The organism is Streptomyces sp. BE303 (assembly GCF_036290945.1).
In the GTDB taxonomy this organism is placed as follows: Bacteria; Actinomycetota; Actinomycetes; order Streptomycetales; family Streptomycetaceae; genus Kitasatospora.
This window is the reverse complement of record NZ_JAQYWZ010000911.1, coordinates 273278-288568: the sequence shown is the minus strand read 5'-3', so window position 1 is coordinate 288568 and position 15291 is coordinate 273278. Positions and strand designations below refer to the sequence as shown.

The following is a 15291-nucleotide window of genomic DNA, read 5'->3' as shown; positions in this document are numbered from 1 at the left end:
GCTCGTGGCGATCGCGGTGTCGTCGATCACGAAGCTGGTCTGCAGCGAGGCGTCCTCGGTGCCGGTGAACTTGATCGTCACCGACTGGCCCGCGTAGGCCGAGAGGTCGAAGGTGCGCAGCTGGTAGCCGGAGGCCGCGTCGGCGTTCGAGTACGTCTTCAGCGCCGTACCGTTCGCCGAGACCGTCAGCTTGTCGTAGGCGGTCGAGCCGGACTCACCGGTGTCGATGTGCAGGTAGAAGCTCAGCGTGGCCCTGCAGCCGGCCGGGACGGTCACCGTCTGGGCGAGCGTGTCGGTGCGGGTGGAGCCGTAGCCGTTCAGCCACGCCTTCCAGGTGCCGCCGTGCGGGGCCTGCGAGGCCGACTTGTCGACGACGCCGCTGGAGGTGGTCCAGGGTGCGGCGGTGCCGGTCTCGAAGCCCGCGATGCCGAGCAGCTGCGCCGGGGTGCAGGTGCCGCCACCGCCGTTGACGGTCCAGCCGAAGGCGGTGCTGCCGGTCTTGTTCGCCGAGTCCTTCGCCGTCACGGTCACGTTGTACGTGCCCGCCGTCGTCGCGGTCCCGCTGATCACGCCGGTGGAGGCGTTGATCGACAGGCCGGCCGGCAGACCGGTGGCGGTGTAGGTGTAGGGGGTGGATCCGCCGCTCGCCTGGATCTGCAGGTTCGCCGAACCGCCCACCGCGGTGGACTGGTTGCCCGGGTTGGCCACCGAGACGGTGCCGCTGCCCGCGGGCTTGGTCAGCAGGCACCCGCTGACGTTGAGGTCGATGACCCGCCCGGTGCCGAGGCAGGTGGTGAACCAGTAGGTCTCCTGCCCGTAGCTCTGGCCCTTGACGGCCTTGGTGGTGCCGTCGGCCGCCACCTCGCAGGGGTTGTTGATGGTGCACATCTGGCCGTCGTCGTTGCCGGTGTTGTTGATGCCGACGACCTTCTTGGTCGCGGCGTCGACGATCGGCGAACCGGAGGTGCCGTGCGTGGTGTTGCAGCCGGAGCTGTAGCGGATCGAGTCGCGCCAGGTCCACTCGTCCTCGCGCAGCGTGCCGACGAACCCGTTGATGGAGCAGTTCCAGGTCTGCTTCCAGTACGAGGACGGTATGAACATCGCCGAGCCGTCGACCGGGTGCGTGTCGCTGACGGTCAGCGCCGTCGCGCCGAACTTGGAGGTGATCGACCCGAAGGTGTCGGTGAGTTGGTACAGGGCGACGTCCGTGCCGGTCATCGTCGCGTACAGGATCCTGTCCGCCTGCACGGTGCCGAGCGAGCCGCCCGACGCGTTGAGGAGCGTGCCGCTGCGGCTGGCGCTCTGGTTCTGGATGACCTGGCCCGCCGTCGGCATGGTCGGCAGGCAGTGGCCGTTGGTGAGCATGAGGGCGCGGTCGGTGTCCACCGAGGAGGGGTAACGCACGAGCGAGGCGGAGCAGTTGCTCAGTGCGATGGTGGACGTCAGGTCACCGGCCTGTACCGCCTGCGCGGGGGTGGCAGTGACGCAGGTCAGAACCCCTGCGACGACTGCGCCCGCGGCGGACGCGGCGGCAAGTCTCTTGAACATGGCTCTCCTTGTGGGGGATGCGGGGCGTACGACCGGTTGCGGACGCCCGCGCCGCACGAAAGTGCCATGCCCACTTCAATCGGTCAACCATGCGTACGGAATTCGCCCGCCCGGATCCGCCCAGGGGCGTGGGGAGGCGCCCGGAAGCGCCCGCAGGCGCACCGCCCGCCCCGCCCCGGACACCGCGAGGCCCCGCTCCGGCCCGCTCTGGCCCGCTCGCCACCGACGACCGGGGCCGGCGATCAGGCCGACAGCCCGGCCTCGGAATTCACTCCCCCGTCAGAGCCGTCACCACGTAGGCCACGTCATACGGCATCAACGCCACCTCCAGGGCGCCGCCCTCGCCGCGCTCACCGCCCTCGGACGCGAACTCGACGACCACCGCGTCGGATCGGATCCGGACCCGTTCGCGCCAGGTCGTCCGCCGCATCCCGACCTTCCGCAGTCCCGTCGGCAGCGGCCTCGCGCCGGCTCGCCCGCGGACCGGCCTCCAGACCACCCCGTCCGGCCCGATCAGCAGCCGACCGGTGCGCCAACGCTCCTCCTGAGGAGGGTTCCTGACCATGCACATCACTCGGGCGGTCGCGCCCCCGGCGAGCTTCCGGGCGCGCACGAGATGCCTGCGCTCGACGATCCATCCGGCCGCGAGGGCCACGGCGCCGGTGAGCGCCAGGTCGGTGAGTACGCTCACCCTCCCAGTGAAGCAAAACCCGGACCGCGTGTCCGCCGCATCGCCACGATCGAGGTCGGCGACGGCACTCGGCACCGACCGGCACCCGACACCGGTCGACGGCCGTGCCGCGCCGGGCCGGGCCGGGCCGGGCCGGACCGCGTTGGCCCGTCCCGCCGTTCGAGGACGAGCCGGGAGCAGCCGGGGCCGGCGGCCCGGCCGCGCTCAGCGCAGGTCGAGGACCGGCCGGGTCGAGAGCTCGTCGCCCATGCCCGTGTCGTCCGGCCCGTACACGAGCGCGGCCAGCTCCGTGTTCCGGTTGGCCGTGGCGAGGGGCAGCCACTCCAGGACGATGCCGTACCCGCCGCAGACCGACTCGCCGCCGTCGCCGCCGTGGATCGCGCCCGGGTCGCTGGTGATCTCGGACCGGTAGGTGTCGTAGGCGATCCGCAGCCCGAAGGCGTTCGGCCCGGTGTGCGGGCCGGTGTCGTCCTGGTACGGGCCGCGGTCGAGCGGGAACTCGTCGCCCCAGCGGAAGAGCGTCCCGGCGCCGGCGCCGCACGCGTGCTCCCACTCGTCGGGGTGCGGGAGCCGCAGCCCTTCCGCGGCCAGCGCCGCCGGGGTGTCGGCGAGCGGCTCGACGAGGTCCTCGTCCTCGACGGCCATCAGCAGCGTCGGCACGGTCACGGTCCGGTGCGGGCTGAGGTACCGGGCGAGGTGGAGCCGGAGGTCGTCGTCGAGACCGAAGCCCTGACTGACGCTCTCCTCCCGGTAACAGTCGAGGAGTTCGGCCGACGGCTGCCACGCCGCCAGGTCGAACCCGACCGTGACCCGGCCACCCGGCACCAGCGCGAACAGCCGCTCCCCGCGCTCGACCAGCACCCGGTGCAGCGGCGCGCCCAGGTGTTCGACCGTCTCGACCTGCTCCGGTCGACCGCCCACCACGTCGGCCGCGCGGGCGGCCAGGCGGGTGGCGGTGGCGAGGTCGAGCCGGCGCCAGGCGGCAAGGGTGAGGGAGGAGAGCGGTTCGAGGGCCATGCGCGGAGTCTGGCACACGCCACCGACAACGGAGTTGTGCCCCGGCGGGCGCCGCCGCGCGGCTCGACGGCCGGCACGCCCGGCCGCGCCGATGGGGCGCCGGGGAGGCCCCGGCGAGGCACCGGGGAGCGGGTGCTCGTGGGTGCGCGCGGAGGTCCCGGGTCCGCGAGGGCGCCGGCGGGATCGTGGACGAACCCTTTCGAGTCGGACTACCTGCCGTGTCGATCCCACCAGTGATTCATCATTTAATTAACCTCTCCCCGAGCCGAGTCATCGCTCGCAAGAGACTTCGGCCAGGACGGGCCGACGACCATCGGAGGAGCCGCAGTGGCGCAGGCAGCGAGGCGGGGCCGCCCCTCGACGGGGGCGCGGGAAGCGGTGCTCAGGGCCGCCGGAGAGATGCTCGGGGACGCCGGGCTGGCGCTGTCCACCAAGGAGATCGCGCACCGCGCGGGCGTCGCGGAGTCGAGCATCTTCTACCACTTCGGCGACCGGCGCGGCTTGATCCAGGCCGTCATCGGACAGTACCTGCCGGTGTTCGCCGACACCACCGCCGTCCTCGGCGAACGGCCCGCGCCGCCGGCGGACGGCGGTCCGGCCGGCGACCCGGACCTCCAGGCCGACCTCGCCGCCATGCTCACCGGGCTGGAGGACTTCTACCGGCGGATCATGCCGATCCTCGGCGCCATGCAGTCCGGCCGCACCCTGCGCGACCTCCTCGTGGCGCACGGCGGCGAGATCGGACCGCACCTCGCGCTCCGACCGGTCGGCGACGCGCTGCGCGTCCACCAGGCGGCCGGACGCCTCGCCGCCGGGCTCGACCCGGTCACCGGCGCACTGCTCCTGATCGGCGCCGCTCACCAGCGCGCGCTCTACCACTACCTGCTGGGCGACGACGCCGACCGCTTCGTCCCGCCGGTCGAAACGGTGGCCCGCACCCTGCTCCCGACCTTCGCCCCCTGACGGGCGGGGAGGCAGGGAGGCGGGGGCAGGGGGGCGGGATCGTGGGAGGGCAGCCCGCCGGGCAGACGGACGACGGATCGGCGGGCAGACCGGAGGCAGTCGCCCGGGCAGCGGAGCGGCCGAGCACGCCGGAAGGGGAAGCGCCCTCCGCCGGCCCGGCGGAGGGCAGCCCCGGTCACGGCTGCGGGAAGGTCTCCTCGTCCACGTCGCTGGTCTTGGCGTTCCCGCCGACCTTCGCGGTCAGCGTGATCGACCACGTGGTGGCCGTCCGGCCGGTCTCGTAGGACAGCGTGTCGTCGAACTTCGTGTAGGAGCAGTTCTGGGTGAACATCTTCAGCGAGGTGTCCCAGTCGACGCCGTCGGAGAAGAAGACCTCGTAGGTGCCGTCCTCGATGCCGTCGATCGACGCCTTCTTCCCCTTGCCGACGTACAGCGAGTGGACCGCCTTGGTGTTCTGGGAGAGCGTCACGACCGAGTCGGAGCTGCCACCCGTGTTGTCGACCTCCAGCCCGCCCTCGCCGCGCAGGCGGCCCTTGCGGATCATGGTGCCGTTGTCGAGCGAGCGGGCCTGCAGCTGCGGGGTCTGCGGGACGTTGAAGGTCGTCGGGTAGCCCGCGGCGGTCATCTGGGCGAGCGCGGCGGGCACCCCCTTGAGGCCCTCGGAGAGGCCGACCGAGGCGAAGGCCGAGGTCGTGGTGCAGACGCCCTTCCCCTTGATGTCGGTGCGCACCTTCGTCAGGTCCGTGGACAGCTGGGAGAGCGCGGTCACCAGCTGGCGCCGGACGGTGGTGACGGTGTCCGGCTCGCCGGACAGGCTCAGCCCGCTGCTGGCGGAGTTGGCCGCGGTGGCCGCCTCCTGGAGCGAGAGGGCGAAGGCGTCGAGGCTCCCGGCGGGGTTGAGCTTGGCCAGGGCGGCGTTGACCGGGTCGATGTAGCCGGCCAGCACCGGGCCGTACGGGGGCTTGGTGGGAGTCGGCGTCGGCGTGGGGGTCGGCGTGGGAGTGGGAGTGGCGGACCGGGAGCTCTCGGTGCGGCCCCCCGCGGCGTCCGAACTGCCGGAGCTCTTCGAGCTGCCGCCGGAACAGGCCGTCAGCAGCAATGCGGTACCGACCGCCAGGCCGATCTTGGTCACGGACCTCATGCCGCTCCCCCGGAATTCTCTCGGTGCTCTCTCGTGCACGCTCCGTGCACTCTGCAATCCCCGCGCACATGATCCCGACCCGATGAGACGCGGTCAACAGGGCGCACAGGCAGCGCACAGAATCTCACAGGGAGCGCACAGGGGGCGCGCGGGCCGGACCTCCGGGTCAACTACGATCGGCTCGTGTTGAGCCTCACGGGAATGCCCCTCCAGATCATCGCCTCCGTCGTCGCGATCGGCGTCTTCGCCGCCACGATGTGGCTCTGGCCGAGATTCGGCGGGAACGGTCTCAGGGCCTGGTCGGGGCGGATCGGGGCGTTCCTCGCCACCCAGGTCACGGTCCTGGCCGCCATGGGGCTGATCGCCAACGGCTACTTCGGCTTCTACAGCTCCTGGAGCGACCTGCTGGGCACCAACGGCAAGCCCGGCACGGTCGTCGACCACCAGCCGAACGCCGCCGCGTCCCTCTCGGTCACCGGCGAGAAGAGCATGTACTCGGCGCAGGGCTCGGCCCGCGACCGCTCCGGGCTGATCCAGGAGGTCGCCGTCAGGGGAACCGCGAGCGGCCTGAGCAGCGACGCCTACGTCTACCTGCCGCCGCAGTACTTCCAGCCGGAGTACGCGCAGCGGAAGTTCCCGATGGCCCTGGTGCTGGCCGGCTACCCCGGCTCGGCGGAGAAGCTCATCACGCTGATGCAGTACCCGGCGTCCGCCCTCACCGCGATCGAGGAGAAGAAGCTGCCGCCGACCGTCCTGGTGCTGATGCGCCCGACGCTGGTCGGCAACCGGGACACCGAGTGCATGGACGTCCCCGGCGGCCCGCAGGTGGAGACCTTCTTCACCAGCGACCTGCCGAAGGCCCTGGCCGGCAACTACCGGATCGGCACCGACCCGGCCAACCGCGCGGTGATCGGCAACTCGACCGGCGGCTACTGCGCGCTCAAGTTCGCGCTGCGCAAGCCCGACGCCTACCGGGCGGCGATCTCGCTCTCCGGCTACTACACCGCGCCGATCGACGAGACCACCGGCGACCTGTTCGGCGGCAACGACCGGTTGAAGCAGGAGAACGACCTCGTCTGGCGGCTGAAGAACAAGCCCGCCGAGCCCGTCGCCCTGCTGCTCGCCACCAGCTACGACGAGAACAACTACGAGGGCACCCAGGCGATGGTCGACTCCTTCAAGGCGCCGACCAAGCTCTCCACCATCACCCTGGACACCGGCGGGCACAACTTCCACACCTGGACCAGGGAGATCCCGCCCGCCCTGGAGTGGCTGGGCAAGCACCTGACGATGCCCCAGCCCGCCTAGGGCGTAGCGGACGGCGCGGGCGCACCGCGCACGGACCGCCCGAACGAGTGATCCCGCGAGGATCACAGGCGGCTCACACCCCCGTCTCACCCTTCTCTCAGCCGGGCGCCCGAACGTAGCGCCCATGACCACGACCAGCTTCTCCCCGCCGGCCGGCGAACCCTGGCCGGAGGCCGCGAACTACCCGCCGCCGCAGCTTCCGCCCGCCGGACCGACGGGGCCGGCCGGCCCCGCCGCCGACGTCCCGCAGGCGCGGCCCGCCGAGCCCCCGCTCTACCCCGAGTTCCCGCTGCCGCCCGTCGGGCCGAAGGGCCCGGCATCCTGGGCCGACCGCCTGCGGACCCTGCCGGCCCGGACCTGGCGCGGGCGCGCGGAGGACCCGCGCTGGGTCCGGCCCGCCCTGCTCGCGCTGCTGGCCGCGACCGCCGTCCTCTACCTCTGGGGCCTGTCCGCCTCGGGCTGGGCCAACGCCTTCTACTCGGCCGCCGTGCAGGCCGGCAGCGAGAGCTGGAAGGCCTTCTTCTACGGCTCCTCGGACGCCGGGAACTTCATCACCGTCGACAAGCCGCCGCTGGCGCTCTGGCCGATGGCGCTCTCGGCCCGTGTCTTCGGGCTCTCCTCCTGGTCGGTGCTGGCCCCGCAGGCGCTGATGGCCGTCGCGACCGTCGCCACCCTGTACGCGACGGTGCGCCGCCGCTTCTCCCCGTTGGCCGGGCTCCTGGCCGGCGTCGCCCTGGCCCTGACCCCGGTGGCGGCGCTGATGTTCCGCTTCAACAACCCGGACGCCCTGCTGGTGCTGCTGCTCACCCTGGCCGCGTACGGGCTGGTGCGGGCGACGGAGACCGCGAGCACCCGGTGGCTGGTGTTCACCGGGGCGATGTTCGGGCTGGCGTTCCTCACCAAGACCCTGCAGGCGTTCCTGGTGCTCCCCGGCTTCGCGGTGGTCTACCTGGTGGTGGCGCCCACCGGACTCTGGCGGCGGGTCCGGCAGTTGCTGGCCGGCGGGCTGGCGATGGTGGTCGCGGGCGGCTGGTGGGTGGCGGTGGTCGAGCTGGTACCGGCCTCGGCCCGCCCGTACGTCGGAGGTTCGCAGGACAACAGCTTCCTCTCCCTCACCTTCGGCTACAACGGCCTCGGCCGGCTCAACGGCAACGAGACCGGCAGCGTCGGCGGCGGCAACCGGGCCCGGTTCCCGGCCGGGATGGAGGCGCCCGCCGGCGGCGCTCCGACCGTGCGCGGCGGGGGCGGCTGGGGCGAGACCGGCATCACCCGGATGTTCGACGGCAACATCGGCGGGCAGATCGCCTGGCTGATGCCGGCCGCGCTCGTCCTGCTGCTGTTCGGCCTCTGGGCGACCCGCCGGTACGCCCGGACGGACACCGCGCGGTCGGCCTTCCTGGTCTGGGGCGGCTGGCTGGTCTGCACGGCGCTGACCTTCAGCTTCATGTCGGGGATCTTCCACGAGTACTACACGGTGGCGCTGGCCCCGGCGGTCGCGGCCCTGGTCGGCATGGGCGTGGACGGGCTCTGGCGGGCGCGGCACCGGCTGCCGTACGCGGCCGTCCTGGCCGGGACGCTGGCGGTCACGGTGTCCTGGGCGTTCGTCCTGCTCGGGCGGAGCTCCGACTTCCTGCCCTGGCTGCGCTGGACGGTGCTGGTCGGCGGGCTGGTGTCGGCGGTCGCGCTGGCGGCGGCCGGGCCGCTGGCCGCCCGGCTCGCACCGCGTGAGAGCGCCCGGGGCGTACAGGACGCGCCGGACGCACAGGGCGGCGGCGCGCACGGCGACGGCGGTCCCGGGGCGGACGACGCGCACGGTGTGAACGGCGTGAACGGCGCTCCGAGGAACGGGCGTCAGGGCCACCGGCTCGCCGGGCGGCTGACCACCGTGGCCGGTCTGGCGGGTGCCGCGGCGGCGCTGGGCGGTCCGGCGGCGTACGCGGTGGACACCGTCAACACCGCGCACACCGGCTCGATCGTGACGGCCGGCCCGGCGGTCGCGGGCGGGTTCGGACCGGGCGCGATGCGACGCGGGCCCGGTGGCGGGCCGGGCGGCGAGGGGATGTTCTGGATCAACGGCCAGCAGGTCGCTCCCCCGCAGGCCGGCGGCCAGGGCGGGGGTCCGGGCACCCCGCCGCAGGGCGGCCGGGGCAACCGGCCGGGCGGCGGCCAGGGCACCGGCGGCCTGCCGGGCGGTGGCCAGTCGGTCTACGGCGTCATGGGCGGCCCCGGCGGCATGGGCGGCCCCGGCGGCATGGGCGGGCTGCTCAACGGTGCCAAGGTGAGCGACGAGGCCGCCGCCCTGCTGAAGCAGGACGCCGACCGCTACCGCTGGGCCGCCGCGACCAGCGGCTCGCAGAACGCCGCCAGCTACCAACTGGCCTCCGGGGTACCGGTGATGGCGCTCGGCGGCTTCAACAGCACCGACCCGTCGCTCACGCTGAGCGCCTTCCAGCAGTACGTGAAGGAGGGCAAGGTGCACTGGTTCATCGCCGGCAGCGGCGGCCCGGGCCGGACGGTCGGCACGGGCGCAGGCGCAGGCGGTACGGGCGCGGACGGCGAGGGCGCAGGCGCCCCGGCCCCGAACGGCACGACACCTGACGGCACTTCGCCCGACGGCACGGACGCCAACGGCAGTGGCCCCGGCGCCCCGACCGCGGGCACCGCGGGCCCGAGCGGCCCCGGATCGGCGGATTCGCCGACCGCACAGATCGAGAGCTGGGTCACCAGCCACTACACCGCCCGGACGGTCGGCGGCTCGACCGTCTACGACCTCACCCAGCCGCCCACCTCCTGACCCACCGGGCACCGGAAGGCGCCCGCGGGCACCGAGCACGACACAGCAGGGGCGCGCCACGGCACTCGGATCCCGAGCCGCCGTGACGCGCCCCGCGCGCGCGTCGGATCAGGTCATCCCGCGGTGTCGGTCGCGCAACGCGTCCCGGCGGCGGGCACCGTGCCGTCGAGCAGGAAGGCGTCCACCGAGGTGCGGATGCACGCACTCCAGCCGTAGCCGGTGTGCCCGTCGCCGTCGCGGGTCAGGAGGACGGCGTTGCCCAGCTGGGCGGCGAGCTTCTCCGCCGAGGCGTACGGCGTGGCCGCGTCGCCCGTGGAGCCGACCACGACGATGGTGGACGCGCTCTTCGAGGCGATCGGGTGCGCCTTCTCGGCCGAACGGAAGGCCCAGGTCCGGCAGTCGGGGTCGAACAGCGCCGTGTCCGGCTCGTGCCGGGTGATCAGCGGGGCCTTGGCGGCCAGGTCGGCGTACGCGGCCTCCAGCTCGGCGCCGGCGGCGACGTTGGTCGCACCGTCGGCGCAGTGGATCGCGGTGTAGGCGTCGGCGGAGACGATGTAGTGCCCGTCCTTGTCGCGACGGTTGGAACTGTCGGCGCGGGCGAGCAGGTAGTCGCCCTTGCCGCGGAGCATCGCCCAGCCGATGTCGTTGCGCAGGGAGTCCCAGCTCGGCTGGCCGCCGTAGAGCCCGTCGATGATGCCGACCCAGGCCGCGTTGGCGGTGAGGGTGCGCCCGCTCGCCGTGGTGAGCGGCTTCTGCTTGAGGCTGTCGAGGAAGTCGGCGAGCTTCTCGGCCGCCTTGGCCGGGTCCTTGCCCATCGGGCACTGGTCCTTCTTCGCGCAGGCCGCGGAGAAGTCCTTGAAGGAGCGTTCGAAGGCCGCGTACTGGGCGATGTTGTGCTGGAGCAGCGGCATGGACGGGTCCACGGCGCCGTCGAGGACGAGCCGGCCGACGCGGTCCGGGAACTCCTCCGCGTAGAGGGCGCCGACGTACGTGCCGTAGGAGAGACCGAAGTAGGTCAGCTTCTGGTCGCCGAGCGCGCCGCGCAGCACGTCCATGTCGCGGACGGTGTTGCGGGTGCCGAGGAAGGGCAGCACCTTGCCGTACTTGGCCTGGCACGCGTCGGCGAGGACCTTGCCGTGGTCGACGCCGAGCGCGTCGGTGGTGACCCAGCCGTCGCGGGCCTTGTCGTCGAGGCAGTTCACCGGGGCGGTGAGGCCGACGCCGCGCGGGTCGAAGCTGACGGTGTCGTAGCGCTCGCCCACGGCGCCCTGGAACTGCTTGGGGTTGCGCTGGAGGAAGCCGACGCCGGAGCCGCCCGGACCGCCGGGGTTGACGAGGACGGAGCCGATCCGCTGGTCCGGCTTGCCGGCGGGGCTGCGGACGATCCCGACGTCGATGGTGTCGCCCGCCGGGTTGGCGTAGTCGAGCGGCACCTTGAGGGTGGCGCACTGCACCGCCGACTCGTCGAGCTTGTCGGTCTTCGGGTCGTCCTTGCAGGCCGCCCAGCCGAGTTGCTGACCGTAGAACGGCTGGAGTGCCGGATCCGCCTGGCCCGTGGGCTTGACCGTCGGGGTCGGGGTCGGCGTGGGGCTGGGGGTGTCCGCCGGGGTCGGCGTCGCGGTCACGACGGGGGACGGCGTGCCGGAGGCCGCGTCGGTGGATCCGGCCGAACTGGTGCAGCCTGCCAGCAGGGCGGCTACGGCGACGGCGGGAAGGGCGCCGCGGGAGAACCGGGTGATCATCGAGTGCACCGCACACGAATATCATCCGGTCATCACACTGATCATCTCGCCCCCACCCTCCGGCGTCCGTGGCGCTGGGACAAAGTCCGGCGAACCAAGAGGAATCGTTTCCTCAGCCACGCACCTGCCGCTCAGCGGTCACGCGCCCGGCCGGGCCGCCGCTCGACCGCCCGACCGGCCGGCCACGGCTCATCAGCTCCCGTCATCCGCCGCACTGTTGCAGCATGGCCGTCTTGTCCGCCTCCGTGACGGGCAGCCGGTACTTCAACGACACCTGCGCGAACCGCACCGCGTACGCGCACCGGATCTCCGGCGCGGCGGGCAGCCAGGCGGACGGGCCGGAGTCGCCCTTCGAGGCGTTCTGCGAGCCGTCGGCCGGGATCAGGTTGAGCGGGTCGTTGGCGATCTGCACCCGCTTGGCCTTGTCCCACGTGGCCGCACCCATCTGCCAGTCGTAGGAGAGCGGCATCACGTGGTCGATCTGTATCTTCGAGGCCTGCTGCTTGGACCACTGCACCGTCCTGCCGGTGTACGGGTCGTGGATGGTCATCGAGGTGACCACGCAGGACGACCCGTCCTTGCGCTCGACCGCCGTGCCGTCCCGGGCCAGCAGGTCGTTGCGGGTGTCGCACTTGTTGTGGCCGCCGGGGACGCCGTCCACGTTGTCGGTCCAGGCCGGGCCGAACTCGTCGCGGTCGTAACCGTCCTTCGAGCCGGTCCTGGCGGTGGCCACCCTGGCTATCAGCTCCCGGCCGGCGCTCAGCTCCTCGGGCGAAGTCAGCGGCCCCAGACCGGGCTTGGTGCCGTCGGGGTTCTGCAGCGGGCTGGTGCCCGGGCCGGCGGCGCCCGCCGCCCCGGGGGATCCCGCCCCCGCGGAGGCCGCGTCGGCGGCCCGCTTCCCGGCGCCGGAGCAGCCGGTCAGCGCCAGGGCGGATATCAGGAAGACGGTGGCGGCGGACAGAGCGGTGCGACGGGCGGGCACGGAGGACTCCCCAGGTGGCGGGCGACTGACGGCGCACCAGCAGACCAGCCGCCCCACACCCGGTCAAGGGGGCACAACACGGAGCATTTCGATCATGTCGAAGGTCACACCCGGAAGGTCGCGCCCGGAAGGGCCGGCGCGGACCACGCAGGCGACGCCCGCACCGTCGACACGGCAGGGGCCGAACCCGCCGGCCGGGGCCGGTGCCGCTCAGCCGCCGATCGCCGACATCGGGCGCGCCGGCCGGACGAACCCGGCGGCGCCGATGGCGTGGCCCGGCCCCTTCCCGGCGATCGCGGCGCGCCAGGCGGCCTCGATGCGGGCGTCACCTTCGTCGTCCCCACCGCCGCCCCCGTGACCGCCGCCGTCCCCCTCGCGGAGCAGTGCGCGCAGGTCCGACTCCTCGGTGGCGAAGAGGCAGTTGCGCAACTGTCCGTCGGCGGTGAGCCGGACGCGGTCGCAGCCGCCGCAGAACGGCCGTGTCACCGAGGCGATCACGCCGACCACGGTGTCCGTCCCGGCGATCCGCCACTCCTCCGCCGGCGGGGTGCCGCGCCGACCGGCCCCGGCGGGCCCCGTCCCCTCCGCCCCGGCGGCCCGGCCGGTCGGCAGCAGCTCCCAACGGGTACCGAGCGCGGCCAGGATCTCGTCGGCGGTGACCATCCGGGCCCGGTCCCAGGCGCCCTGGGCGTCCAACGGCATGGACTCGATGAACCGCATCCGGTAGCCGTGCTCGGCGGCGAACTCCACCAGCGGGACGAGTTCGTCGTCGTTGACGCCGCGCACCGGCACCGCGTTGACCTTGACCGGGGCGAGGCCGGCGTCCCGCGCGGCGGCCAGGCCCGCGAACACGTCGGCGATCCGGTCGCGGCGGGTGATCGCGGCGTACCGCTCGGGCCGCAGGGTGTCCAGGCTGACGTTGACCCGGTGCAGCCCGGCGGACTTCAGCTCCGCGGCGGTGCGGGCCAGTCCGATGCCGTTGGTGGTCAGGGACACCTCGGGTCCGAGCGCGGCGATCCGCCGGACCAGGCCGGGCAGGCCGCGCCGGAGGAGCGGTTCGCCGCCGGTGAGGCGGACGGACCTGATCCCGAGCCGGCGCACCGCGATCCGCACCAGCCGGACCACCTCGTCGTCACCGAGCAGCTCGGCCCCGGGCAGCCAGGCGAGGCCCTCGGCCGGCATGCAGTAGGTGCAGCGCAGGTTGCAGCGGTCGGTGAGGGAGACCCGCAGGTCGGTGTGGACCCGGCCGAAGCGGTCCACCAGCGGGCGCGGTGCGGAGTTCATCGGCCCAGTACAGGGGGGTCGGCGCGGAAACTCCAGCGGCCGAACCGCCGGGCCGCGGGCGCCCGGCACCCGCCCCGGTTGTGGCTTCGTCCAAGGGTCACCCGCCGGGGCTGCGGGCCGCCCTGCCGGACAGGCAGGCTGGACGCATGCAGAACGAGGACGCGGTCACCGCGCTGGTCCTGGCGGCGGGCGGCGGGCGACGGTTGGGCGGGCGGCCGAAAGCACTGGTCCCGTACCGGGGACGGCCGCTGGTGGAGCACGCGGTGGCGGCGGTGCGGGCCGGCGGCTGCCGGGAGGTGACGGTGGTGCTGGGCGCGGCCGGGGAGCGGGTCCGGTCGACGGCGCACCTTCCGGGCTGCCGGCTGGTGGCCAACCCGGACTGGGAGTCCGGCATGGGCTCCTCACTGCGGGCCGGGATGGCCGCGCTGCCGTCGCCGACCCGGGCCGTGCTGGTGATGCTGGTGGACACGCCGGGGGTGGGCGCGGCGGCCGTGGCCCGGCTGCTGGCGGCCCACCGGGCGGGCGCGGAGCTGGCCGCGGCGGCGTACGGCGGGCGGCGGGGGCACCCGGTGCTGATCGGGGCCCGGTACTTCGCCGAGGTGACGGCGGGGGCGGTCGGGGACGCGGGCGCGCGGGCTCTGCTGGCGGCGCACGCCGAGGAGATCACGCTCGTCGAGTGCGCCGATGTCGCCACTCCGGACGACCTGGACACGCCTGCCGACCTCGCCCGTTGGGGTGCGGGGTGACGCGGGTACCGCTCTTCTTCGAACGGATCCCCCTCCGGGGTGGAACCGCCCTCCTCCTCCCCGCCGAGGAATCGAGCGCACACCCCTGATTCCTCCCTGAGGATTGCCTCATTCCGCGCCGCGGTCCGCGGGTTTCGGGGAGCATGGGACCCGTCCCTCCTCCCCGATTCGAACGGACGGTGCCCGCGATGGCCGGACTGCCCGACGACTTCACCGGACACGACCCGGCCGGCCGCGGGCCGGGGACCGGGGGTGGCGCCCGGGCGATCCGCTGCCCCGCCTGCCGGCGCGAGCACCTGTACGAGCCGCCGTCGCTGCCCTGCCCGTGCGGAGCCTCGCTGAAGGTGCCGCTGCTGCGCGGGGGCGTGCCGGTGCAGGTGCGGTTCCGGTCCTGGGAGGACTCCTGGCTGAACATGCGCTGCCCGCACTGCGGCCGTTCCGACCAGTGGCCGCAGCCCGAGTTCACCTGCAACTGCGGGGCCACCGTCCGGCTCCCGGTGGACCGCACCACCCGGCTGGGCGGCGGCGCGTCCACCGGGCCGCTGGGCACCGCCGCCGGACCCCGCGCCTCCCACCCGTACCCGGCGCGGCCGACCCAGCCGCTGGACGCGCCGCCCGCCCCGGCGCCGGCCGCAGGGGCGAGCGGCCCCGCCACGCCGTGGCGGCGGCGGGCGCCGTTCCGTCCGCACCCGGTGCGGACCTCGCAGGACGCGGTGTTCACCGCCGCCCGCTACCTGGAGTGGCTGGGCTTCGACGACCTGGAGCTGACCGAGGCTCAGGAGCGCGACGGGGTGACGCTGCTGGGCAGCCGGATGGTCGCCCAGGTGGACACCTGGACCGAACCGGCGGACGTGAAGTCGGTGGAGTGCCTCTGGCTGCAGACCCTGCACGCCGAGGAGATGGCCGCCGCGATGTTCACTCTTGCGGGCTATTCGCACCAGGCCACGGTGCGCGGGGAGCAACTGCTGGTGGCCCTGTTCAGCCTGGACCTGGCGGGGGTGCCGCAGCCCGCCAACGGCGCCGCCGAGGCCCTGATGGAGACCGGCTGGACGTCCTGAGCCCCCGTTCGGACCCG

General features: G+C 73.7%; 12 protein-coding genes. 5 read left to right on the top strand and 7 right to left on the bottom strand.

What is annotated here, in order from left to right:
• The 3 genes from PUR56_RS36830 to PUR56_RS36820 form a co-directional block, all read right to left on the bottom strand.
• Nucleotides 1-1548: putative Ig domain-containing protein (locus PUR56_RS36830; protein WP_329952157.1), on the bottom strand; the 1548-nt coding region annotated here is incomplete at its 3' end.
• A 268-nt stretch (nucleotides 1549-1816) separates the two neighbouring features.
• Nucleotides 1817-2239 carry a hypothetical protein gene (locus tag PUR56_RS36825; RefSeq protein ID WP_329952156.1) on the bottom strand — a complete coding sequence of 141 codons (423 nt, stop codon included), beginning with the start codon at nucleotides 2237-2239 and terminating at the stop codon, nucleotides 1817-1819.
• A 204-nt stretch (nucleotides 2240-2443) separates the two neighbouring features.
• Nucleotides 2444-3256 carry a hypothetical protein gene (locus PUR56_RS36820; protein ID WP_329881941.1) on the bottom strand — a complete coding sequence of 271 codons (813 nt, stop codon included), beginning with the start codon at nucleotides 3254-3256 and terminating at the stop codon, nucleotides 2444-2446.
• Nucleotides 3257-3583: 327 nt separating this feature from the next.
• On the opposite strand from PUR56_RS36820, the gene PUR56_RS36815 reads away from it, so the two are divergent.
• On the top strand, nucleotides 3584-4219 hold the full coding sequence (locus PUR56_RS36815) for a TetR/AcrR family transcriptional regulator (protein WP_329881940.1): 636 nt from the start codon (nucleotides 3584-3586) through the stop codon (nucleotides 4217-4219).
• A gap of 175 nt (nucleotides 4220-4394) precedes the next feature.
• On the opposite strand, the gene PUR56_RS36810 is transcribed toward PUR56_RS36815, so the two are convergent.
• Nucleotides 4395-5360: a hypothetical protein gene (locus PUR56_RS36810; protein ID WP_329952155.1), complete on the bottom strand. Its 966-nt coding sequence runs from the start codon at nucleotides 5358-5360 to the stop codon at nucleotides 4395-4397.
• A gap of 201 nt (nucleotides 5361-5561) precedes the next feature.
• On the opposite strand from PUR56_RS36810, the gene PUR56_RS36805 reads away from it, so the two are divergent.
• Nucleotides 5562-6668, top strand: a complete 1107-nt coding sequence (locus PUR56_RS36805; RefSeq protein ID WP_329952154.1) for an alpha/beta hydrolase — start codon at nucleotides 5562-5564, stop codon at nucleotides 6666-6668.
• Between the two features lie 124 nt (nucleotides 6669-6792).
• Nucleotides 6793-9462 carry an ArnT family glycosyltransferase gene (locus PUR56_RS36800; RefSeq protein ID WP_329952153.1) on the top strand — a complete coding sequence of 890 codons (2670 nt, stop codon included), beginning with the start codon at nucleotides 6793-6795 and terminating at the stop codon, nucleotides 9460-9462.
• A 113-nt stretch (nucleotides 9463-9575) separates the two neighbouring features.
• On the opposite strand, the gene PUR56_RS36795 is transcribed toward PUR56_RS36800, so the two are convergent.
• From PUR56_RS36795 to moaA, 3 genes are all read right to left on the bottom strand, one after another.
• On the bottom strand, nucleotides 9576-11204 hold the full coding sequence (locus PUR56_RS36795) for an alpha/beta hydrolase (protein WP_329952168.1): 1629 nt from the start codon (nucleotides 11202-11204) through the stop codon (nucleotides 9576-9578).
• Between the two features lie 202 nt (nucleotides 11205-11406).
• Nucleotides 11407-12186: an HNH endonuclease family protein gene (locus tag PUR56_RS36790; RefSeq protein ID WP_380362158.1), complete on the bottom strand. Its 780-nt coding sequence runs from the start codon at nucleotides 12184-12186 to the stop codon at nucleotides 11407-11409.
• Between the two features lie 210 nt (nucleotides 12187-12396).
• The gene (gene moaA, locus PUR56_RS36785) at nucleotides 12397-13470 is read right to left on the bottom strand and encodes a GTP 3',8-cyclase MoaA (protein ID WP_329952152.1); all 1074 of its coding nucleotides are present in this window, start codon (nucleotides 13468-13470) and stop codon (nucleotides 12397-12399) included.
• Between the two features lie 146 nt (nucleotides 13471-13616).
• Between moaA and PUR56_RS36780 the strand changes: the two genes are divergently transcribed.
• Nucleotides 13617-14216, top strand: coding sequence for a nucleotidyltransferase family protein (locus tag PUR56_RS36780; RefSeq protein WP_329952151.1), 600 nt, complete (start codon nucleotides 13617-13619; stop codon nucleotides 14214-14216).
• A gap of 188 nt (nucleotides 14217-14404) precedes the next feature.
• Nucleotides 14405-15274, top strand: coding sequence for a hypothetical protein (locus PUR56_RS36775; protein WP_329952150.1), 870 nt, complete (start codon nucleotides 14405-14407; stop codon nucleotides 15272-15274).
• The last annotated feature ends 17 nt before the right edge of the window (nucleotides 15275-15291 follow it).